This is a genomic window from Roseiconus nitratireducens (assembly GCF_008629675.1).
Lineage (GTDB): Bacteria > Planctomycetota > Planctomycetia > Pirellulales > Pirellulaceae > Stieleria > Stieleria nitratireducens.
Window position 1 is genome coordinate 105860 of sequence record NZ_VWOX01000019.1, and the last position, 21373, is coordinate 127232.

Consider the following 21373-nt stretch of genomic DNA (forward strand, 5'->3'; position numbering starts at 1 on the left):
GGATCATCACCGGGTTATTTGATCGCTTCCGCGAGCGACTGCTTTCGGTGCACCATCCTTCTGGCGGCGCTGTACCAATGATTTGTCTTCACGTCATTGATTCGTGGGTACAGCGGCAGGATCGGATCGTCATCGCGAGGATTCGTTCCGTAGTAGAGACGCGGTGAGCATCCCGAATACAGAGGCCCCGTGCAGGAGACGTCCGGGCAGACATGGCATCCATGCCCGACGGTCCGCGCCGCCGGCAACGCCTGAATTCCGGCTGGCGCCAGAGTCAAGATACCGCGCGGTTGCGTGATGCTCGCTGGCAGGTCGCCCGTGCCGGAGTCGAGCGAATCGAGCGTTGACACGTCCGAATCCGTGGGCGCTTGATCCGCCGCTTGTACCAACGTTGTCACCAAGGCACGCTGCCGTCCGGAGCCATTTTGGGCCAATGACGCTGGTGCGAAGATTCCGGTCATCAACACGACAGCGGTTAAAATGCCGGTACGATTCAGTGCCATCGGACGGTCCACGCTGGAGCAGGGAAGCGGCTTTCGTTATCGCTATCGGAGATACCTGGCGGGGGTATCAAGCGGAATGCCGGGTGGAGCTCCAAGTTTGCCAAAGCAAGCCCTTTTAATCGATCGAGCGGCGACGAATTTGCAGAAACCAAACAGATTGGCTCAAGGTCGGGACGTCCGGCTCAGTCGACAAGCGATCGGTGGCCGCGACGCGGCCCCGTGAACGGATTCCGCTCTGGGAATGGCGGACGTCCATCCTGCTGCGGTGGCGATTCGCCGACGAAAAGAATGAAGCACCGCTGACGCGGGGCGACCTCAGGAGTCCGTCGGTGCGGCTGAATCTTGTTCTGTAATCTCACGGCAATGCTTATCAAATGAAATGCAGAACACATTTCGTCCACTCAACAACGATGCCAGAAGAAGGGCGAACAGGGCCATCCACAATGCGGCGCAGATGAGTGTATGCGCATACAAATGAGACAGAAACGCATCCCACGGCACATCGTCGGCCGGAGGAATCAGCAGGTCAAACAAGGCATGGCTTGTCACCCAAATCATTCCGTTGGCGAAAGCCGCCAGTCCCAAAAACAATGCAATCTTGATGGCCCCGCGACGGTTTTCGTGTGCCGCCTCGCCGCAGATCGGACCTTGGCACGCGATCACGGCACCTGGGATTCCGAACAAGGGAATCGCCAACAAAGAGAAAAGAACGTGCGGCGAGAACAGAGATCCTGGCAAGGACGAGGTTTTTTGGGAGAGCGTCAGAGCAAACACGCCGAGGGGAACCATGACCATCGCGACTCCGGCGACACGGACAGCGATGCGAAAGCGGTTCATTGCCACAACCCAAAGAGCGTCCCCGCCAGGGATCGGACACCACGTGGATAAGCCGTCCTCCTACCTGGCAAGGCTACCGGTGGAATGGCGCCCCGTCAAATGGCGGCGTTGATCCTGCGTGGCAATGCGACAGGTCAGAACGACGACCGGGCACGCAGGTGGAGCAGAACGCTGACGAGAGGATTGATATGATGGACCGGATGTTCGTTCAGGTCTTCACCCAATGAATTTGCACCACGCCGTCCATGGATAAAGATTCGTTTGTCAATCGCAGCCAACTGATCATTGCGGTATTGGCCATTCTGTCGATCGCCGCCCACTTGGCGCTGCGATTTTCGACCGACTTGACGGAACATTGGGTCAATCTGCCGTTGTATTTAGCTCTGTTGCTGGGTGGCGTCCCACTGGTCGGTCAATTGCTGGTGAAGCTTTTTCGGCGGGAATTCGGGTCGGACTTGCTGGCCGGCATTTCAATCGTTGCTGCAGTCGTCCTCCACGAGTATCTCGCCGGAACGCTGGTGGTCCTCATGCTTTCAGGCGGAGAGGCGTTGGAAGCGTACGCGGTCCAGAACGCCTCCTCCGTGTTGCAGGCCCTGGCCAATCGCATGCCGTCGATCGCTCATCGCAAGATCGACTCACAGGTCGAAGACGTTGCACTCGACCAGCTGAATATCGGTGACACCCTGCTAGTTTTCCCTCACGAAATCTGTCCCATCGACGGCACAGTGATCGAAGGGCACGGGGTGATGGACGAATCCTATCTGACGGGCGAGCCCTACATGATCTCCAAGACGCCCGGGGCCAGCGTCTTATCGGGCGCGATCAACGGTGAATCAGCTCTGACGATCCGCGCCGAAAAGCTCGCGGTCGACTCGCGATACGCACAAATCATGCGAGTCATGGAGGGCTCCCAACAGCATCGCCCGCACATCCGCCGGCTCGGTGACCAACTCGGCGCGATCTACACTCCGGTCGCTGTCGCACTCGCCGTCGCGGCGTGGATAATTAGCGGAGATCCCGTGCGATTCCTTGCGGTGCTTGTTGTGGCCACGCCTTGTCCGCTGTTGATTGCCATTCCCGTCGCAATCATTGGTTCCATTTCGCTGGCGGCCCGCCGTGCGATCGTGATCCGAAACCCCACGGTGTTAGAAAAGATCACTGGTTGTCGCACGGTGATCTTCGACAAGACCGGAACGCTGACCTATGGCGAACCGAAATTGACCGAACAGGTTTGCGCCGACGGCGTCGATCCGGAAGAGGTTATGTCGTTGGTGGCAAGCATGGAAAGGTACTCAAAACATCCCCTGGCTGAAGCGTTCGTGGCCGCCGGCCGCCAGCAGCAGTCGGCGATTCATGAGGTGACGGAGATCAGCGAAAAACCGGGCCAGGGGCTGCGCGGTCAAGTGGCGGGAAGGTCCGTGCGTGTGACCAGTCGCAAAGTGCTGGTCGCAGAACAACCGGCTGCCGCATCGGAACTGCCACCTCGGACGGCCGGTCTTGAGTGCGTTGTTTTAGTCGATGATCGATATGCCGCTACTTTCCGTTTCCGAGATGCACCGCGTGCCGAGGGAGCGACGTTTGTGCAACACCTTCGGCCCCGACACGGGGTCAACCGAGTGATGCTGCTCTCGGGGGACCGGGCGTCCGAGGTCCAGTATCTGGCGGACCAAGTTGGCATCCGCGAAGTGCTTGCGGAAAAGAGCCCGGAAGAAAAACTGGCCATCGTTCGTGCGGAAACGGCGAAGGCCGATACGCTGTTTGTCGGTGACGGGATCAATGATGCGCCGGCCTTGATGGCCGCAACCGTTGGAATTGCCTTCGGGCAAAACAGTGACGTGACGACCGAGGCGGCGGGAGCTGTCGTGATGGACTCCTCGTTGGAGAAGGTCGACGAATTGATGCACATCGGCCGACGCATGCGGAGCATTGCCCTGCAAAGCGCTATCGGTGGGATGCTCCTCAGCGTCGTCGCCATGTTCATCGCCGCCGCGGGGTACTTGCCGCCGGTCGCTGGCGCGCTGACGCAGGAGGTGATTGATGTTTTTGCGGTGGCCAACGCTTTACGAGTTGCCTTGCCACCACGTTCGCTACGCGATTTCTGACTCGTTGGATGAATCGGGCGCGGAGGGATCCCGCCGGCTTCCAGCCCAACGGGTCGACGGACTGCAGCCGTGTGCATTGACGAGACAATCCATCCTTGGAGGTTGCGCGAGATTGGCAGCGGAGGGTCGGTCTGGCGATTTCGCTGGGAACTTTGGCTGTGATCGGTGGCGGACCGGCGCTCTGGCTGGCCCGAACGTCCTGACCGAAGGTGGAGACGAACAAGAGTCGCTTTTCAATTCCTGTAGGGAGATTGGCTAACGATGAACACGCCCTCAACGGCCGCACCAAGCGGCGTTCAAAAGCTGAGTGAACTGCCGCTTGATGAATTGCAAAAGCGTCTGGAGTGCGACACGGAAGGGCTTGCGACGGCGGATGCCAAGAAGCGGTTGGAAAGATTCGGTTTCAACGAATTGAGCAAGGAGCCGGTCCATCCGCTGATCAAATTCCTCTCCTACTTCTGGGGACCCATCCCCTGGATGATCGAAGCAGCCGCCGTTCTCTCAGCCTTGGTGCAGCATTGGGCCGATTTTGCCATCATCATGACCCTGTTGGTGGTCAACGCAGTTGTCGGATTCTGGGAAGAGTTCCAGGCCGGAAATGCCATCGCGGCATTGAAAGAAAAGCTCGCGCTGGAGGCTCGCGTGAAGCGGGGCGGCCAGTGGCAATCGGTACCGGCGCGAGAATTGGTGCCCGGCGATTTGATTCGCATCCGGCTGGGCGACATCGTCCCCGCTGACGCGCGACTACTCGATGGCGACTCGGTGGAGGTGGACCAGTCCGCTCTGACGGGCGAATCGCTGCCGGTGACTCGGAATGCCGGGGACGCGGTTTACAGTGGATCCATCCTCAAACAAGGTGAAATCGACGCTTTGGTCTACGGAACCGGAAGCCAGACCTACTTCGGTCGCACGGCTCATCTGGTGGAAACGGCCCACACCGCAAGTCATTTTCAAAGGGCGGTGCTGAAGATCGGGAATTTCTTAATCATCGTTGCCGTGTCGCTGGTTGTCTTGATCTTGCTCGTCGCCCTGTTCCGTGGGGATCCGATCGCGGAGACGTTGCAATTCGCGTTGGTGTTGACGGTTGCTGCGATCCCGGTCGCGATGCCCACCGTGCTGTCGGTGACGATGGCGGTGGGAGCACGCGTTCTGGCCCGGGGGCAGGCGATCGTGAGTCGTTTGGCATCGATCGAAGAACTTGCCGGCATGGACATCTTGTGCAGCGACAAGACCGGCACACTGACCCAGAACAAGCTCACCTTGGGTGAGCCGTTCTTGGCTGACGGTGTCACGATACACCAGATTCTGCAGGCCGCCAGGCTGGCGTCGCGTGCCGAGAACCAGGACTCCATCGACCAGGCCGTCTTGAATGCGAAATTCGATGAAGGTCCGGAGGATGGTTTTCAGGTCACCCACTTCCAACCATTCGACCCGGTACACAAGCGCACCGAGGCCACTGTTCGTGGGCGGGACGGCGGCGAGTTCAAAACCAGCAAAGGCGCTCCCCAGGTGATCCTCGAACTGGTGGACGATGTGAATGCGATTCGTCCACAAGTCGACGACGCAATCGACCGTTTTGCCGCCCGCGGATTTCGGTCGCTTGGCGTGGCACAGACCGACGAAACCGGCAAATGGCGCTTTCTGGGCGTCTTGCCGCTGTATGACCCTCCGCGAGAGGATTCGAAGGTGACCATCGCCACGGCTCGGCAGATGGGATGTCAAGTGAAGATGGTCACGGGCGATCAATTGGCAATCGGCCGTGAGATCGCCGCTCAGCTGGACATGGGGCGACAGTTCGTGGACGCCAAGGTTTTTCAAGAAACGACGTACCACCAGGCGGCTCGCGTTGACCATTTGATCGAGAACGCCGACGGGTTCGCACAGGTCTATCCGGAGCACAAATTTCATATCGTCGATGTGTTGCAAAAGCACGGCCATATCGTGGGCATGACCGGCGACGGGGTGAACGACGCCCCGGCGTTGAAGAAAGCTGATTGCGGCATCGCGGTGTCGGGAGCGACCGATGCGGCGCGGGCGGCTGCCGACATTGTCCTGCTTTCGCCCGGCTTGTCCGTCGTCATCGACGCAATCAAGGAGGCCCGAAAGATCTTTCAGCGGATGAACAGCTACGCCATCTACCGGATCGCCGAAACGATTCGCGTGCTGCTGTTCATGACGCTTTCGATTCTAATCTTTAACTTCTATCCGGTGACCGCAGTGATGATCGTGCTGCTGGCGTTGCTGAATGACGGCGCCATTCTGTCGATCGCCTATGACAAAGTGCGCTACGCGAATCAACCCGAACGTTGGAACATGCGGTTGGTTCTGGGAATTGCCAGTGTGCTGGGACTGGCCGGTGTGGCGGCCTCTTTTCTGCTGTTTTATCTCGCCGAGCGCGTCTACCATTTGGATCGCGACACGATCCAATCACTGGTCTATTTGAAGCTGTCCGTTGCCGGCCACATGACCGTGTTCGTGACGCGGACTCGGGGGCCATTCTGGTCGATCGCTCCGGCAAAGATGTTGCTTGGCGCGGTGCTTGGAACTCAATTGGTCGCAACGCTGATCGCAGTCTACGGAATCTTCATGGCGCCGATCGGTTGGGAACTTGCCGGTCTGGTGTGGGTCTACGCGCTTGCATGGTTTCTAGTCAACGACCGCCTGAAGTTGTTTGCCTACGAGATCTTTGATCACCAGCCACCTCGCTCCGCCACAGCAGAAAGCGACGAGAGAACCAGATGACTCGACAACGCGCCTTTCAATCAAGCATACCGTGGTTCGCAGTGCAATGAGCGGAAGGCATTCGCCGCCGGTTGATGCGAGAAGAAGGCACGCCGATCGCCAGTCAACGAAACGAGGAAGCTCCTGTTGTGATGAGCCTTTCAGAATTCTTCCTTGCCCTCGTGCCCTCGCTGGTATGGCTTTGCGTCGCGATGACACTTGCGATCCGGGCAGGCGGCGTGCGGACGTTGGTGATTGCGATCCTGGCTGGTTTATTGATCGCGGCACCGATCGGCGTGACCGAGACATGGGTGGTTAGCGTCCTGCACCCGGACGGCCGCTTTGCGACTGATTTTGTCCAGCAGGTTCTTGCCGCAGCCGTTTGCGAGGAATCGTTCAAGTTTTTGGCGATCGTCCTGGTATTCCGGTCTTTCAGCCGCGACCGGTCAACACTCACCGACCTCATCTTCACGGTGGCGCTGGGCGTGGCGGTCGGGTGCATGACGGTCGAGAACGTGGCGGCCGTCGCTCACGCGGAGTCATCCCAGAAGATGGCCACGGATCGACTGCTGACAATGATCGCGGGGCATCCAAGCTTTCAGTTAGTGATGGCCTGGCTGTTGACCGCTTCCTTCGACCGACGCCTCCGCGTCGGCTGGTTGGTGGCCGCGTGGGCTTTTCCGGTGGCACTCCACGCCTGGTACGACCTCTCCGAATCGTTATTCCAAGATGAACCACACCCCGGTTCGTCGGAGGACACGATGCTGTACGCCCTGTGGATCACTTCGGTGTTCACAATTGCCGTGCTGGCAGTTTGGCTGACGATCCAGGTGGTGATCCGTCGAAAAAACTTCATCCAAGGCACGGAGTGAACGCAAGGCGTGCTTGCGAAAAAGCGTTCTCACTGAGAAAGAAAAAGCCGGCAAGCGATTCAGATCGCAAGTCGACTTTAGATGGACGCGGAGGGATCCAATTTGCCTGGGACACCATTTGCGCAAGCGATTTCCTCGCACGCACTGACGGCGGGCTTTCTGCCAGCCGGCAAAACTCTGGTCATCTGAAAACAGAAACAAGTCGTTCGGAAAACAGAAAACCAGACATTGCGGACAAGGAATCGCCCGACGCACAGCAGTATTTTTGCTAAGTCGCATCGGTTGATTCACCTCCGCGCCGGCCGGAATCCGCATCGAGCCTTTGGTCGATGCAACCGCCGCGCCGATTGCAGCTTCATCTCAGGCGAGTTTAGGGCCGCCTGCATCCCCTTGAAATGACCGAACCGTTTCCAGTCCTCTGCCAAGATCCACGAAGTTAAATGCCTTCACGACTCAACGTCTGCCACAGTTCGCTCACGTAGTCATCGTGAGTTGCACGCGACCGACTGGAATGAGTGGCCTGAATCGACAGAGCAAAACCGGCTGTCATCATTCGGCGCTCACTCCGCTGAATCGCCGAAGAGCCCGCCTAAGTTTTCTTCGTCCAGCGTGCTCAGCTCGACGGGACGACCTCGACTCGGACCATTGTCGAGAGCAGTTCGACAAAGGCTTTCGACTCACGCTCCTGACTTCCTTCGACGTCCAAGACGCGTTCACCCCAATACATCCAGTCGGGGAACATACTGTTGTTGGTGAAAGACCCCTCGCCGATGAAGTGAAACAGGTGGATTTCCTTTCCATCAACCAGCCTCAGGCCTACGCTGAACCAATCAGAACTGTCGTGAGCGCTCCACGAAGCGCCCAATACATTGTCGTGATAGCCATAGGTGATCGCCTCGACGTCGCCATACGGAAAGACATGATGGCGACGAAAGAACCAAAGGTAACGCGAGTTGAGACGGATTGCCTCTGCTTGAGGGTCAATCTCGACCTCCCGGACGGCCAGACCAAATAGCAAGATCCGCAGCCGCCAAGCCGTTTTGGCAACAATACGACAACCACGTTTTCCAACGCGTGGGCAGATAGAGAATAGACGCATGATGGAACTTGTTCCGGAAGTGCTGTCGGGAAACGTCAGTGCCACAGCACAGCGATGCGTTTCAAAATGGACGTACCGGATGAGAGGTGAAGTTTAACTCTCCCTAAGTTATCAAATGGCGAGCACTCCCGTGATTGCTATCGTGGCAGACGACTCCAACCTCATCGACCCGCTCAACCCATCGCATGATTTACTCCGAGCTAGGGACTTCATCAAACTGTCACCGACGAAACCAACGCCGTCCCAGTCTCGAAGCGGATTACGGATTGCGAGAAGAACGGAGGCTGCCGAACGCGACTTGCACGAGATCGCTTTCCAAATCGCCGTCACAGATGGACGGCCTCTCGTTGCTGGTCGAATTATCGATCAGTTCGTCGGTGAGTGCCAAAGACTCGCCGACAGTACAATACGGCGGCGACAGCTGGAGCGAAGGAGCGGCGGCGTTGAGTTGGATTCAAGACATCTTATTTTTCGGTTTTTGGTTATCGAAGCGGACTTTCTGGAGAACGATGCAATGAGCACGAAGAAATCGATTCACATTCTGCTAATCGTCTTTTTCGTCGCAAGCGTTTCTGCGGAGGACCCGCGCCCGTCCAAGTCGGCTCACACAACGACTGATGTAACGCCGCGAACCTTCAGCTCCATCGGTAAAGAAAAGGCGATTCTGAAAGCTGATACCGAAGTCGTTTTGTTTCACCGCAAGGGCAAGGGCTGTCTGACTCACATGTGGTTCGCAATGGATTCACGCACCCGAATCCGCATTTACGTTGACGGCGAACAGACCCCGTCAATCGACATGGCGCAGGATCTTGGACACGGCTACGCTTTCGGCGGGCCACCGGAGCCCTGGGGTGTGCGTCAATTCGGCAGGAAGGGCGGAGTTTACAACAACTTTCGGATTCCGTTCGGCAGCGAGATTAAGGTGGCCGTGTTACCGACGACAAAGGTGTTTGACCGAGTCACTGATCGAAAGATCTGGTGGATCATCCGCGGTTCCGAAGGAATCCCTGTGACTGTCGGCGGCGTCTCGCTGCCAGACACAGCCCGGCTGCACCTGTATCGACTTGAAGACTACCACGCGGAACCGCTGGAAGAATTCGATCTCTGTGAAGTCGCCGGCGCTGGAGCGCTTTATCAAGTAACCGTTGCCGCCGAGGGGGAGCGACCGCATGGCGACTGGAGGGATCAAGGGTATCAGGAAGGATGCACGCGTGCTTACTTCGGCGACGCCCCGGATCCGACATTTCTCTCCTCAGGGCTGGAGGACTACTTCGTTAGTTCCGGCTATTTCCACCATCGGAAACTGTTTCAATCACCGGTATCCGGGCTGACTCATCTCGATGTGCAAAAGAACCGTTTCTGCGCCTATCGCTTTCACGATGAAGACCCGGTCTTTTTCACAAACGGACTGCGTCTCACCCTGCGCTGCGGAGAGAAACTTGACGGACGCGTATTTCACGATCCACCGCCCGCAACGTACACGGTTTACGTCTGGGTCTATGAATGGAACGCCAATCGCAAACCGGCTTCCGCCCGGTGAATCCTCCCATCGAAAAATGCTGCCGCTGCAGAGGCAGAGACCATGCCCTTGGCTATCACCGCCGACACCAGAGAGTTAAAAAAAGGCGCACAATGCCGGATGCGACGGGCTCTCCAAGATAAATCCAGGTGCATCAGCATGTCGGAAAATCCATACTCACCAACGGGCGTTGATGCCGAGCCGCAGAAGGCAGGTGGAATGTTGGGGGGCTTGGTGTTACGAGAGATTCTCAAGTACCTCGGAGCCTATCTCCTCGGGATTGTCTCCTCCATTGCACTCACTCCCGCAGAAATGAATCTCGGCGGTGCGCCGTTGTGGTTGCTGTACCCGGTCCTAGCTCCCATCGGATTCTTCCTCTTTTACCTCTATCTCGAAGGCGCGTACTTGCCCTTCGGAGGAAAAGGACTCAGCTACTGGTTGTACGGCGCCGTCGGATTGGTGCCGTTTGCGATGGAGCTGTTGGCCTACTTTTTGGGATCACGCAGGCTACCTGCGTGGCGGGCCTTGTGGATTGCTTTTCCGATAGGATTCGTGGGCACACTCGGTGTGTACTACACCGCCGCCGCCTCCATTTAGTCGTGGTGGCCGACCGGGCTTGCCTGCCGCTTTCGACGCCTCGGGCGACGCGGCTGCCGCGGCGAATAACGTCGACCGACAAATCCGACTTGGGCAGAGCTTTCGCGATGGGCACGAGCTCTGTCGCCGATCTCTCTCGCGCGTCCATCTCTTGTGCATCGTTCGCTTGGGACGGGAATCCGGAGACGATCGAAAGATTCAGGTATGATCTCTCTTTGATTTAGTCCATAAACGCAAACGCAAGATAAAAATGGGAATCGCGACTGGTACCAACCTCGCCCTCGCTGTCGCGCTGGCTTTGCTTCCACCGACCTTCGTTTTCGCGGAGGACGTGAAACCACTGCCCGGTTCAGAAGGAAAGCGGGCGGACATGAGCAAGCCGGTGCAGGTCTACATCCTGTTGGGGCAGTCGAACATGCTGGGCTTCGGCAAGATCAGCCCAACAAAAGGCAAAGCGGAGGGCTCGCTGACCCACGCGGTGAAGGAGAAGAAGTTGTACGGTTACCTCGTCGATGCCGAAGGTCACTGGACCGAGCGCAAAGATGTCCGCAATGTGCGGGTCATGGGAAGTGGCCTCGGCGCCATGAAGGTCTTTCACAACGAATGGATGACCATCAACGGTGGCAACATCGGCCCGGAGATCGGCATTGGGCATCATGTGGGCAATTTCAATGAAGCACCGACGATGATTCTCAAGAGCTGCATCGGCAATCGCGCCCTGGGCTGGGACTTGCTACCACCGGGCAGCGAGAGCTTTGAGTTCACAGATGCCAAGGGCGTCACTTGGATTCATCCGGGATACAAGGGGACGCCCGAGCGGTGGGAGAAGGGAACGGAGCCGAAGAAGATCAACTGGTACGCCGGCATGCAGTACGACGGCGATATTGCGAGAGCGAAAATGGTGTTGGCTGATCTCGACAAGTATTACCCGGGTGCGACGGAATACGAGGTCGCCGGCTTCTTTTGGTGGCAGGGCGACCGGGACAGCCGCAGTGCCGCGCTCTCCGGCAGATACGAAAAGAACCTTGTTCATCTCATCAAGCAGCTTCGCAAGGACTTCAATGCGCCCAACGCGAAGTTCGTTTGTGCCACGCTCGGCCAGACCAAAAAGGGCTCAACTGACATCGGCGGAACGATTCTTGATGCCATGCTCGCGGTTGATGGCAAATCCGGCAAGTACCCGGAGTTCAAGGGCAACGTTGCCACGGTCTACAGCCACCCGCTATCGCAAGGGGGCAGCTCCGCTGGCCACTACGGCGGAAATGCAGAGACTTATATGAACGTTGGCGAAGCCATGGGCGAAGCGATGGTCAATCTCTTGCAAGCGGGCGGCAGCTGAGAAACGGCAGCACGGCTTCGCTGCGGCAAGGGCCCTGAAACTATTGTCGCTTTGCGGCTTGGATGGCGTTGTATTCCGAATCGGCTTCAATTGTTCCAGCGTCATCCCAACCGGCTTGTTCTTTGTCGCAGGCTAACCACTCGTTCGCATGCATGCCAACAAAGACGCTGTACACAAACCATACAAACAAAAACAAAGGATGCGTGACGTTCGGCATGTCCAAGAGTGCTTCTGCCGCACCAAAAACAAGAAGTGCGAAGGGACCGATCAATGCACTCCAGAAAGCAGGAAACCCGAGTCGCGGGACCTTTGTCAGAGCCATCCAAAAATAAGTGAAGAAAAATGCAGGCCAATTGAAGCCGATCTTTACCGCCTGGTACAAACCGGAATTTGGCGATCTGAAAACTTTGTACGGTCTCATGGCCTCCCTCGCGCTGCGGATTTGTAGTCATCGGGTTGAAACATTCGTTGGAAGCCCGATGGCCGATAGATTGCTCGTAGAATCCGTGAACGAACGCCCCGGATCAGAGGGGACCGGGAGTTGAGCATCCGTTCCGCTCCGGTTGAAGATGCTTTGTGTTGCTCCGAAGAAGTGGGGGCATTCGCATTTTAAGAGGTTGGCGGAACCGTCACCGATCTGACTCCAACCTTGCGACGCGCTCTTTTGCTTCGGTCACTCCCACTCCGGTAATGTCCCGATACAGCATGACTGCGGGAATCTTTTCTCCTGCGATGAGGAGTCGCTTGACTTCATCGAGGCTGTTTTCGTCCCATGGATAGTCGTTTGGACGGCGGAGCAAGACGGTTACCTTGGGAACCACAAACAGAAATCCAGCGGATCCACCCGCCATGCTTACGACTTCCCAACCGTATTGTTGTAGGCCGTTAATCTGCCGTTCGAGAGCATTGCGACCAAAACGGTCTTTCATCCACTGTTTCGCCCAAGGAAAGAGTGTGGTTCCCGTCGGGCTCATATGGAGAACCTTGTACTGATAAGGTGGTGCCTCGCCAGTCATTCTTTTCATCTCCTGCCTTCAGTGAGGGCCTGAATCAATCGGGAATGTGATCGCCGCAACACGTTCGCGGTCGCTCGGTCCGAAAACGTGACGACGGACGGGTGTGACAGCGGAACTGTGGTCGTGGCCATCTGATTGTCCAACGCTGTTTTGCTGTTCGTCTGAACGGTCAAGACGTCGCGTCACGATCCACCCTCCTGTTCTCAACCAAACCCAGTGGCGCGAGTAGGATCGTCACCGGCAAACCAAAGCCGGCACCGTACAGGCCGCCTTTCACGATCCATTCCGCACTCCCGGGCGGCAATATCTCCGCGGTGGCTCCGGCAAAGTAGCTGGCGACCATCGCTCCAATTCCGCTGGCAACGATCGAGGCAGGCCAATGGAACCTGAACCTTGCTAGGATTGCGAAACAGACGGCCGTGACCAGCCCGATTCCGATGAGAGTCAACCCGGCCACGGGTGGCCACCACAGACCACCAGTGAGCATCGCACAGGTAAGCCCGACCAACGCGGAAATCGCGGAACCTAAGCAGTATTTCAAAATCGACTTCATGGGTTCCTGAACCTCCGGTAATTGACCGGAGCCTGTTCGCTTCACTTCGATGCGCGCAAAACGAAATCACCTCGAAAATCATGGTTGGGCGCGCAGCACGATCGTTCCGGCAGCAAAGTCGTGAAGCCTCTTTTGTACTTGCCGACTCCCCATCATCACCGTCGATACGATGGCGAACATCAGTTGAACTTCGGTTCTCGCGTAGAAGCAACAGGCTTCGAAGTTGAATCTGTCGAGATCGAACGCGATAATCTTTCTGTGCTGCGAGTTCTTGGTTTCGGTGGGTGGAGCGAATGTGACAGGAAGTCGGACTGCTGACTAGACCGTGGTTCCGAGTCGCAAGTCCAAGTTGAAGGGGGCTCACCCACCAAGCCTGGGACTTGCATGGATTCTTTCGCCAAAGTTGAGATCCAGAATCAATTTCCATCACTCATTACACTGTGCCCGTTACCATGTATTCTGTTGGCAGTTCGTATTTGGTTTGTGATGAGGCGGAGCACAGCAGATATGGCGGAGCTTCCGTGAAGGTGTCTCAAAAACTAGGTGACTACGGAGAACTCGTCATTCGACTGACCGATTTCCGCTCACATGAAGCACTCGGTGAGGAAGCTGAATTCCTTCACAGTGTTGCAACGAGAGCCTATGAGAGATTCTTTCGGCACTACCTGTTTTGCCGCGATGACTGGGACGTTGAGATATTTGATTTCGCGTATCACCCGATAAACGCAGGTGAGCGAACAGTTCACCTTGGGGTCTACAACGCAATGGTCTCCGCCTTCTCAGCTTTGGACCATACCTTTTCTATCTGGACTCAAAGACGCGGGTAACGAAATGGCACGACTGCCGAAGTTTCCCCCGTCATCGCCGCGTTGCGCTTCTGCCGCTCATGGCTTCTCATTGATCGTGCGTGTATAGGCTCGCGCCGACGCCAGCCGTCTGGGCACGAGCTCTTGGGTCTCTGTATCAAACACGGCATAGTGACCGGCAAACAACGCGTTCACCACGACAAAGTAGCGCCCATCGGTGAGATGAATGCTCGATTCTCCGCTCCAGTTGGAGAGTGTCGTGGGCGAGGCGAGAATCCATCGATGGTAGTGACCGGCAAAGATCAGCCGATGGGGGACTGCGCCGAAAATGCGGTCCAAACGCTCACCCTCTGTGGGCAGTCCGCCGAAGAACCAGAGGTCTTCGAGCACTCGGGGATCCAACCAAGGTTCGACATGTGTGAAAAGGCAGTCGCCAAGCTCTAGTCGAGGCTTTAACGATCCCATGTACCGAATGACGTCCTGACTGTACGTCTCGCGAGTTTCCTCGCTAACGTCGCAGCAGAGTCCGAAGTCGTGATTGCCCCAGACACCGATCACACCTGCATTGGACAGCAATTGGCACGTTTCTTCGATTCGGTCGCCTGTTTCAACGACGTCGCCCACCATCACGATCTGGTTCACCTGTCCGGCCAATTCGTCCAATGCTGCTCGCAAGCATTCGACGTGTTCGTGAATGTCAGTGATGATGCCGAGTTTCATCGCAAAGGGTACTCATCGCACGCGTTCGTGGATCCAACAAGCAAGGACGCAACTCCCAGCGTCGCCAAAGGCAGGTCCGGGGGAAAGTGTGAACCACGAAGGACACGAAGAGCACGAAGACGGGACAGTCAGAGTTCTTCGTGTCCTTCGTGGTTACAAAATCCCCGCTACGACCAAGCGAACTGTGGAACGGTCGCGAAAACCGAGTCGCGGCGATTGATTTTCCATTGTCAAACGCGATGTCTCCGCGAGTCCGGTTCATCGCATGGTTCGGCCAGCCTTTATCGCTACGGAGCGTCGGTACTTGTTTGAAAAGCCGAAGAGCAATTATCCTTTCGCAGTCGATACAATGCCGCGATACCAAACGGGATACCCAGAAAGTAGAACGGGGAAACCATTGGCACGCAAGCAAGACGTGCCGACCAAACATCAGTTGGCGACGTCTCACAACGACACATCATGAATGCCCCCTTCGTATGTCGCTCGAAATGCGCAGCTCATCATGACGGTGGATCCGAATGTGTGGCAGCCACCTACGGGTGTGTCCACCTTCGCGTCGTGCTTAGACCATTCGCCAACGTTGGGAGAATATCCAGGCCAAAAACATAACGATCAAGCCGGTGGCAAGGGCCAAAAGAATCCCCAGCGACCCCAACCATCGCCGTTTCTTCAGGAAGGCCATTGACGCAAAGCACAGTCCAACCGCGCTTGGCGGCAATCCGGCAGCCAGGATGACATAGGAAAGCGTCTGGTCGACTGGCCCAGTATTCTTTGGTCGGTCACCGAAAAGTGCGATCAGCAAAAATGCAATCGGGACAGTAATCCAAGCGACCACTGGCAGTACCATCCCAAGCTTTGCTTCAGACAGCCACCGCTCGCTGCTCCTGGCTGCAAGTTCTGTGCGCTCATTCTTGCTAAGAAACTGTTCGTCCCGAGACGGATTAACATCATTCATGCGTTTCTTGCACCGGCGTGTCGAGGCAGATCAATATCAGCCCTAAATTGAGAACGCGTGCCAGGAACGAGAGTTAGAACGCCAGCCGTCACCGAGGACGCGCGCAAGATTCAGACCAAACCGACTGACCTGACTTGCGGCCTTCGTGTGCAGGGCATGGCTCCACATCTTACACCGCACAGGCGGGTCGGGGTTGAAAGTGTGAACCTCGAAGGACACGAAGAGCACGAAGGCGGGACAGTCAGAGTATGAATCGCTTGATTCCCTCTTTGAGTTTTGTCACGTTGAAGTTGATCAGCAATCCTGTTTTCACGCCTGCGACCAAAGCCGCAAGAATCGTCCGGGCTGAAGGCCCAGCCGTTTACCTAGCCCAGTCCAACGGACTGGGTCTCAGAATCCAGTGAAAACATGAGGGCCAACGGCCCGGCCATTTGCTACTCAGTCCCAACCGGATCGATTGCCCCGGTGCCGTGAGAACCAACTCTCGATGAACGCGGAAGCACACTGACAAACAAAAGGCCGGGCCGTTGGCCCTAACATTTGATTTCTTCCCAGCCCGTTGGGCTGGGCTGGGCAAATGACCGGGGCTTCGCCCCTACCGCCGGTACGACGTGCGATGACTTCGTTCATCACGTCGGGGTGGTCGCCCTTGAACAAACTGATAGCTGCGTTCGTTCGCCGCCGAAGTTGTACCAGCCGAAGCGGCTTAGCAGTCTTTCTTCGCCGCGTCGGTGTCTCAAACGCCCGGACACCGAAGCGAATTCGCCCGTTTTCTTCGCCGACGAAGTCGACGCAGCTTCAGCAATTGAAACGAAGCGAAACTGCACGAGGTGGTGGAGAATGGCGATCAGAAGGGGTAGGCGTTATATGATTCTAAAGGTGGCTTGCCGGACCGAGGGACCGCATCGGTACCGTCAAGAGCTGCCCATTTCCCGTGCCTTTGACCTTGCTGCTATGAACCGCGTTTGACCGTGATCACAGCGTCGATCGGCCAAATCTGGTGCCAAGCAAAGTATTCATACGAATACCCAAAGTAAGAGAGTTGCGACCAAATAAAACTGTTGCCTCCTGAAATAAGTGCAGTGAACAGATCGTGGCAATAAGCTGCCTCCCCCAAGTTGGATGTGGTGTAAACGGTCTCCCAATGAGTGTCTGCACTCAAGACATGGTACATCTCCACACGGACACAATAGGTGTAACTTGAAGTGTAATTTGCGATTGAAGGCGACGTATTCGTGATCCTCTCAGCATTTGCCTGAGGAGCAAAGCCAAGAGTCGCGATTGACACGAGTACCAAAACGGACAATTTGGGGTTGAACATGATTCCGCTCCATTGGGCGTGTTTTGGTGGATTTTGAATGGCCGTCATTGGCCAACAAAATACCCAGCGATAGCCCGCGAGATCTGTTGCCGGATTTTCCAGAAGACCTCCGTTTTTCAAAGAATATTTCGGTAATCGTGGGTGTCTCGACCGACGCGATTTGCCAGTTTTCCTACGACGCGCAAGTTGGACCGACCTACAGGAGTTGCGCCTGGCACCAATTGCGGTAGGTGCTCGGCACCGAAGTCGCGAAGCAAGAGAAGAGCAATGATCAAGACACTGGCCGTCCGTAGCCGTTTGAGTCAATTGCACGGAAAGAAAGGGGCGCGCGTGCGATGGGGTCGGCGTGGCGGTCAATGAGGGATGAACCTCGCTACGAATTCAGGCTCCTTATCGCCACGTGTGGAGCAGTTCCCCACTGTTGCCCTGATCGGCCCGAAAGACCAAAAAAAAGCCACTTGCTTCGATAGCAAGTGGCCTTTTGAGATGGAGGCGGAGGGTATCGAACCCTCGTCCCGCGATGCGTCCGCGTCGGCATCTACGTGTGTAGTCGAACTATTTTGGACCGAAGTCCGATTCGCTCATGACGGCGCTGCCCGACAGGCTCCGTCACTCGCTAACTCGAATCTAAATTTAACCCGCCGCGTCTCGAGTAGGACGGCGGGCGATCCAGAATTGCTTCTGACAGTCGGGCGACTCTGGCAATCTCCCTCAGTCAGGGCAGCCTGTTCTTAGGCAGCCAATGCGAGATTTTCATCTGCAATTATAGTGTGATCAGCTTTTTACGTGGCCAACTGATCAACCACGACACGCAACCATACGCTTCCAATCATCCGGTCGAATCCAAGTCGCCCCCGATTCCTTGGTCGCCAACCACGAATGGTCGGCTGTAGCGTTGGCTAATTGTATCCGAGCCGAGTCGGCAGGCAAGCCAGTCCGGACCAACCGGAGTTTTCTTTGCTGCAGCCCATCGAAAATCTTTTTCGTGGATTAGCCGATTTCCAGCACTCGTCCGCTCGGGCCGGCGTTGAGAATCGTCGTCGGCCCCAGCTGGACCTGCTTGCCCCAGTCGCTGTGAATATGGCCGCACACCACCAGTTTGGGCTGTTTCGCCAACACGCAGTCACGAATCGCCTGGCTGCCGCGGACCTGACCTCCGGTGTCCAAATCAACGGTGTCCAGCGGCGGCGAATGGACCACCAGCACCCCGCCTTCGGGACACCCCGCTAACAATTCGGTTGCCTGGGCTTCGTCAAAATCGAACGACCAGGCCCCGAAGGGTGTGACCGGGATGCCGCCCCCGACGCCCCAAAAAGGCACGCCGTCAACGTCACAGCCCTGGCCGTGCAAAACCGTCGCAGATTTCCAACCGGCGGCGGCTTCGCGAAGTTCCGCGGTGGTTTCGCCATTACCGGGGACCAAAACCGTCGGCTTCTCGATCGCCGACAGAATGTCCAACGTGTCGGAAAGTCCCTGGTGACGGTTGGCAAAATCACCCGCGCCGATGACCGCGTCGACGCCTTCGGCGGCAGCGACCAACTGCTCAGCTGCCTCACGGTCACGGTGCAAATCACTGAAACAAAGGATCTTCATGTTGAATGCCGCGTCGAAGGAGTTGGGGAAAGATTCGGTGTCGATGAAAAACGTGCTCGCCTGACAACGGCTCCATCTCTCTCGGGATTGGCGATCTCAATTCTGCCCGAAGGGTCGCTATCGTTGGTGTTCGCAAAACGCGTTGGAGTTCATCCAGAATCCGCTTCGGCAGGGATCAAACGGTCGAAGCAATCGAATGCGTAAAAGCAGCTGCCAAAACACCGACCTGCGATCAGGAGCCGATGGCGACCAGGTATTCCTGACGCCCGCCGTTTTCGTTGATGCCGGTGCGGATGTAAAGTCGATTCCCGATCACGATCGGTGTGGCAAAAATCGAATCGCCTGTTTGAATCTGTGCAAATTTCTCGAAACGGCTCGGCGCCGAAGCCAAGACAAAAACTTCTCCGCGTTCGCTGGCGACGATCACTCGGTCATCGACCAACAGCGGTGAAGCGCTGATCCCGCCGCCGAACAGTCGCTCTTGCCAGGTGGCCTTTCCGTCCTGGGTTCGCCAACAGTAGGCGACGCCATTGTCCGCGACGCCGATGACGTGATTGGGGATGGCCAACAAGGACTGCTCGTAGCACATCACCCGATTCTGCCACAGCAACTGCTCGCGACCGTCTGCGGTGACGCACCACGTCCCCGCTTCCGGATTACCGCCACTGACCAGCACCCTTCGATCATCCCAAACGGCGGTCCCGCAAATCGCTTCGGTGGTGGTGGGCACAGTCCACAACGGCTTTCCTGTCTCAGGGTCGTAGCTAGAAAACTGGTCCGCACCGGCGATCAACAGCTGGCGTTTGCCCGCGATGGTGGTCACGATCGGGCTGGCAAAGTTCAGGTTTTCCGGTCGCTCAATCTTCCACACCTGCTTTCCCGTCGTTCGATCGAGCGCGTAGATGCCGCTGTCGGGGCCGTCGTATTCCGCGGCCACGATCACCACGTCGCCATCGATGATCGGGCTGGCGCCATAGCCGAATTGGAATCGGGCGGGCCGGAAATCTGCGACGCGACGCTGCCACTGTTGAGCGCCGTCGACGCTGAGCGCGGTTAAGACAATGGCGTCGTCGGTGTGAAATGCGGCGAACAGTCTTTCGCCGTCAAAAGCCATGGACGGAGAAGCGTAGGAGTTGTTGGGGTGAATCCGCTGCGGCAACGTGCCTCGGTGGATGACCCATTCATTCAGCAGACGCCCGCCGGCCGGATCTATCTTCAAGACCGATTGGGTTTCGGCATCCGCGTCCGCCGTGGTCAGGAAGATCCCCTGCGGAGTGACGATGGGGGTCGAGTGGCCGCGTCCCGGCAGCTTGGTTTTCCAGGCGATGTTCTCGCCGGTCTTCAGGTCCCATTGGCCGGGGGCCTGGGCGTTCGCTCCGGCGTGGTTGTTTCCTTCGGGACCGCGCCATTGCGGCCAGGGGCCTCGATCCTGCCCGATCGCTGTGCCGGGCAACGTCAGCACGGATCCGATCAGAATGCCGAACGCCGCAGTTGTCAGGTCGACGTGTTTCATTGTCGGTTCGTCTTTGTCGTAGCGAAGGAGGAAACGCGCGCTGATCAGCCGGGGCGTTGTGCGACGCCAAAACTGGCTACAATCCCGCCATCCAAATCAGCGAGACATCCGATCTTTCAAAAGGATAAGAACAGTATGCGTGCGGGAATCGTCGGCGTCGGGTTCATGGGCTGGATTCACTATTTAGCCTATCAGCGTAGCAATCAAGCCGACTTGGTCGCGTTTTGCAGCCGGAACGAATCGAAGCGACGCGGCGACTGGACAGGAATCCAGGGAAATTTTGGGCCGCCGGGGGAGCAGATCGATGTTTCCAATCTGGCCGTGTACGAAACGCTGGACGAAATGTTGACCGACGAATCGATCGACTTGATCGACATTTGTCTGCCGCCAAGTTTGCATGTTGAAGCGATCGAAAAGTCGCTCGCGGCCGGGAAAAAGGTGCTGTGCGAGAAGCCGCTGGCGCTGACCGCCGAGGATGCGCGTCGGTTGGCGACCCTGGGAGCCCCCAGTGACGTGATGGTCGCCCACATCTTGCCGTTCATTCCGGAATTCGGGCTCTTGGTCCAAGCCGCCACCGATGGGCGGTGGGGAAAGCCCATTGCCGGCAGGTTCAAACGAACGATCTCGCCGCCGGATTGGATCCCCGATTTCTACAACCCGGACACGGTCGGTGGCCCGCTGATCGATCTGCACGTCCACGACGCTCACCTGATCTGCCTGCTGTTTGGAATGCCCGAGTCCGTGGAAACCAGTTGCACACGCGTCGATGGAGTCCCCAAATTCTATGAAACCCTGTTCCGCTACGCGGATGATCGGCCGGTTTCCGCCGGCGGCGGCGTGATCGATTCTCCGGCGCGTGGCTTCACGCACGGATACGAAGTGTCCTTTGAGCGAGCGACGGTGCAGTTCGAATTCGCGGCCTACGCCGACGGAACCACCGCATCGATCCCCCTGGTGATCCTGCACGCTGACGGGACCGTCGAAAGGCCCGATCTGGGCGAGGGCGACCAGATCGATCATTTCGTCGATGAGATCAATGCCGCCGCCGAATCCGTTCGCAGCGGCAAGCCCTCACCGATGTTGAGCGGAGAACTTGCTGCCAATGCGATCGAACTTTGTCAGTGGCAAAGTCGCTAGAGGGACGACCGGGGGCAGGATGCGTATTGCCACGCCAGAAGGTGGCGTCGATGATTCCGCGCGATGGTCAGGGTGTCGATCGAGAAGCGGTGCGAGGATCTGTTGATCCAAGCCACGCTCTGGCGAGCGTGTCTGCGGAGCTTGATCGAGTCCTCGCTCTGGCGAGCGTG

17 protein-coding genes and 1 other RNA gene are annotated in these 21373 nt (G+C 57.2%); 7 read left to right on the plus strand and 11 right to left on the minus strand.

Annotated features, from left to right (window positions below):
- Positions 1 to 14: 14 nt before the first annotated feature.
- Together FYK55_RS24450 and FYK55_RS24455 are read right to left on the minus strand one after the other, a co-directional pair.
- Positions 15 to 503, minus strand: coding sequence for a hypothetical protein (locus tag FYK55_RS24450; RefSeq protein ID WP_150079251.1), 489 nt, complete (start codon positions 501 to 503; stop codon positions 15 to 17).
- 315 nt (positions 504 to 818) lie between these two features.
- Entirely contained in the window at positions 819 to 1298 is a 480-nt protein-coding gene (locus FYK55_RS24455; protein ID WP_150079252.1) for a hypothetical protein, read from the minus strand.
- Between the two features lie 287 nt (positions 1299 to 1585).
- Here FYK55_RS24455 and FYK55_RS24460 point away from each other — a divergent pair, with 287 nt between their 5' ends.
- From FYK55_RS24460 to FYK55_RS24470, 3 genes are all read left to right on the plus strand, one after another.
- On the plus strand, positions 1586 to 3442 hold the full coding sequence (locus FYK55_RS24460) for a heavy metal translocating P-type ATPase (protein ID WP_150079253.1): 1857 nt from the start codon (positions 1586 to 1588) through the stop codon (positions 3440 to 3442).
- 261 nt (positions 3443 to 3703) lie between these two features.
- Entirely contained in the window at positions 3704 to 6184 is a 2481-nt protein-coding gene (locus FYK55_RS24465; RefSeq protein ID WP_150079254.1) for a plasma-membrane proton-efflux P-type ATPase, read from the plus strand.
- Positions 6185 to 6315: 131 nt separating this feature from the next.
- Complete coding sequence (locus tag FYK55_RS24470; protein ID WP_161604728.1) at positions 6316 to 7035, plus strand: PrsW family glutamic-type intramembrane protease; 720 nt, start codon at positions 6316 to 6318, stop codon at positions 7033 to 7035.
- A gap of 613 nt (positions 7036 to 7648) precedes the next feature.
- On the opposite strand, the gene FYK55_RS24475 is transcribed toward FYK55_RS24470, so the two are convergent.
- The gene (locus FYK55_RS24475; RefSeq protein ID WP_150079256.1) at positions 7649 to 8179 is read right to left on the minus strand and encodes a hypothetical protein; all 531 of its coding nucleotides are present in this window, start codon (positions 8177 to 8179) and stop codon (positions 7649 to 7651) included.
- Between the two features lie 469 nt (positions 8180 to 8648).
- Between FYK55_RS24475 and FYK55_RS24480 the strand changes: the two genes are divergently transcribed.
- The 3 genes from FYK55_RS24480 (at position 8649) to FYK55_RS24490 (ending at position 11589) form a co-directional block, all read left to right on the plus strand.
- Complete coding sequence (locus FYK55_RS24480) at positions 8649 to 9674, plus strand: DUF2961 domain-containing protein (protein ID WP_161604729.1); 1026 nt, start codon at positions 8649 to 8651, stop codon at positions 9672 to 9674.
- A 213-nt stretch (positions 9675 to 9887) separates the two neighbouring features.
- A complete protein-coding gene (locus FYK55_RS24485) occupies positions 9888 to 10250 on the plus strand; it encodes a hypothetical protein (protein WP_161604730.1) in 363 nt (120 codons plus the stop codon).
- Positions 10251 to 10500: 250 nt separating this feature from the next.
- Positions 10501 to 11589 (plus strand): sialate O-acetylesterase, encoded by a 1089-nt coding sequence (locus tag FYK55_RS24490; RefSeq protein WP_201743796.1) that lies wholly within the window; start codon positions 10501 to 10503, stop codon positions 11587 to 11589.
- Positions 11590 to 11629: 40 nt separating this feature from the next.
- Here the strand turns inward: FYK55_RS24490 and FYK55_RS24495 are convergent, their stop codons facing one another.
- The 8 genes from FYK55_RS24495 to FYK55_RS24530 all read right to left on the minus strand — a co-directional run bounded on the left by FYK55_RS24495 (position 11630) and on the right by FYK55_RS24530 (position 20066).
- Positions 11630 to 12010, minus strand: a complete 381-nt coding sequence (locus FYK55_RS24495; RefSeq protein ID WP_150079259.1) for a hypothetical protein — start codon at positions 12008 to 12010, stop codon at positions 11630 to 11632.
- A gap of 208 nt (positions 12011 to 12218) precedes the next feature.
- The gene (locus FYK55_RS24500) at positions 12219 to 12614 is read right to left on the minus strand and encodes a hypothetical protein (protein ID WP_150079260.1); all 396 of its coding nucleotides are present in this window, start codon (positions 12612 to 12614) and stop codon (positions 12219 to 12221) included.
- 160 nt (positions 12615 to 12774) lie between these two features.
- Positions 12775 to 13158: a hypothetical protein gene (locus FYK55_RS29275; RefSeq protein WP_161604731.1), complete on the minus strand. Its 384-nt coding sequence runs from the start codon at positions 13156 to 13158 to the stop codon at positions 12775 to 12777.
- Positions 13159 to 14042: 884 nt separating this feature from the next.
- Positions 14043 to 14684, minus strand: a complete 642-nt coding sequence (locus tag FYK55_RS24505) for a metallophosphoesterase family protein (protein WP_150079261.1) — start codon at positions 14682 to 14684, stop codon at positions 14043 to 14045.
- Between the two features lie 562 nt (positions 14685 to 15246).
- Positions 15247 to 15639 carry a hypothetical protein gene (locus FYK55_RS24515; RefSeq protein ID WP_150079263.1) on the minus strand — a complete coding sequence of 131 codons (393 nt, stop codon included), beginning with the start codon at positions 15637 to 15639 and terminating at the stop codon, positions 15247 to 15249.
- A gap of 1805 nt (positions 15640 to 17444) precedes the next feature.
- Positions 17445 to 17816, minus strand: a transfer-messenger RNA (tmRNA) gene (gene ssrA, locus FYK55_RS24520).
- 134 nt (positions 17817 to 17950) lie between these two features.
- The gene (locus tag FYK55_RS24525; protein WP_150079264.1) at positions 17951 to 18553 is read right to left on the minus strand and encodes a metallophosphoesterase family protein; all 603 of its coding nucleotides are present in this window, start codon (positions 18551 to 18553) and stop codon (positions 17951 to 17953) included.
- 232 nt (positions 18554 to 18785) lie between these two features.
- Positions 18786 to 20066: an outer membrane protein assembly factor BamB family protein gene (locus FYK55_RS24530; RefSeq protein WP_150079265.1), complete on the minus strand. Its 1281-nt coding sequence runs from the start codon at positions 20064 to 20066 to the stop codon at positions 18786 to 18788.
- Positions 20067 to 20201: 135 nt separating this feature from the next.
- Here FYK55_RS24530 and FYK55_RS24535 point away from each other — a divergent pair, with 135 nt between their 5' ends.
- On the plus strand, positions 20202 to 21203 hold the full coding sequence (locus tag FYK55_RS24535) for a Gfo/Idh/MocA family protein (protein ID WP_150079266.1): 1002 nt from the start codon (positions 20202 to 20204) through the stop codon (positions 21201 to 21203).
- Positions 21204 to 21373 lie beyond the last annotated feature (170 nt).

Excerpts from the sequence above, each read along its gene's own strand:
- FYK55_RS24515 (WP_150079263.1), bottom strand. The coding sequence starts at position 15,639 with ATGAATGATGTTAATCCGTCTCGGGACGAACAGTTTCTTAGCAAGAAT.
- FYK55_RS24530 (WP_150079265.1), bottom strand. The coding sequence starts at position 20,066 with ATGAAACACGTCGACCTGACAACTGCGGCGTTCGGCATTCTGATCGGA.
- FYK55_RS24450 (WP_150079251.1), bottom strand. The coding sequence starts at position 503 with ATGGCACTGAATCGTACCGGCATTTTAACCGCTGTCGTGTTGATGACC.
- FYK55_RS29275 (WP_161604731.1), bottom strand. The coding sequence starts at position 13,158 with ATGAAGTCGATTTTGAAATACTGCTTAGGTTCCGCGATTTCCGCGTTG.
- FYK55_RS24500 (WP_150079260.1), bottom strand. The coding sequence starts at position 12,614 with ATGAAAAGAATGACTGGCGAGGCACCACCTTATCAGTACAAGGTTCTC.
- FYK55_RS24505 (WP_150079261.1), bottom strand. The coding sequence starts at position 14,684 with ATGAAACTCGGCATCATCACTGACATTCACGAACACGTCGAATGCTTG.
- FYK55_RS24455 (WP_150079252.1), bottom strand. The coding sequence starts at position 1,298 with ATGGTCATGGTTCCCCTCGGCGTGTTTGCTCTGACGCTCTCCCAAAAA.
- FYK55_RS24525 (WP_150079264.1), bottom strand. The coding sequence starts at position 18,553 with ATGAAGATCCTTTGTTTCAGTGATTTGCACCGTGACCGTGAGGCAGCT.
- FYK55_RS24480 (WP_161604729.1), top strand. The coding sequence starts at position 8,649 with ATGAGCACGAAGAAATCGATTCACATTCTGCTAATCGTCTTTTTCGTC.
- FYK55_RS24465 (WP_150079254.1), top strand. The coding sequence starts at position 3,704 with ATGAACACGCCCTCAACGGCCGCACCAAGCGGCGTTCAAAAGCTGAGT.
- FYK55_RS24495 (WP_150079259.1), bottom strand. The coding sequence starts at position 12,010 with ATGAGACCGTACAAAGTTTTCAGATCGCCAAATTCCGGTTTGTACCAG.
- FYK55_RS24535 (WP_150079266.1), top strand. The coding sequence starts at position 20,202 with ATGCGTGCGGGAATCGTCGGCGTCGGGTTCATGGGCTGGATTCACTAT.
- FYK55_RS24470 (WP_161604728.1), top strand. The coding sequence starts at position 6,316 with ATGAGCCTTTCAGAATTCTTCCTTGCCCTCGTGCCCTCGCTGGTATGG.
- FYK55_RS24460 (WP_150079253.1), top strand. The coding sequence starts at position 1,586 with ATGGATAAAGATTCGTTTGTCAATCGCAGCCAACTGATCATTGCGGTA.
- FYK55_RS24490 (WP_201743796.1), top strand. The coding sequence starts at position 10,501 with ATGGGAATCGCGACTGGTACCAACCTCGCCCTCGCTGTCGCGCTGGCT.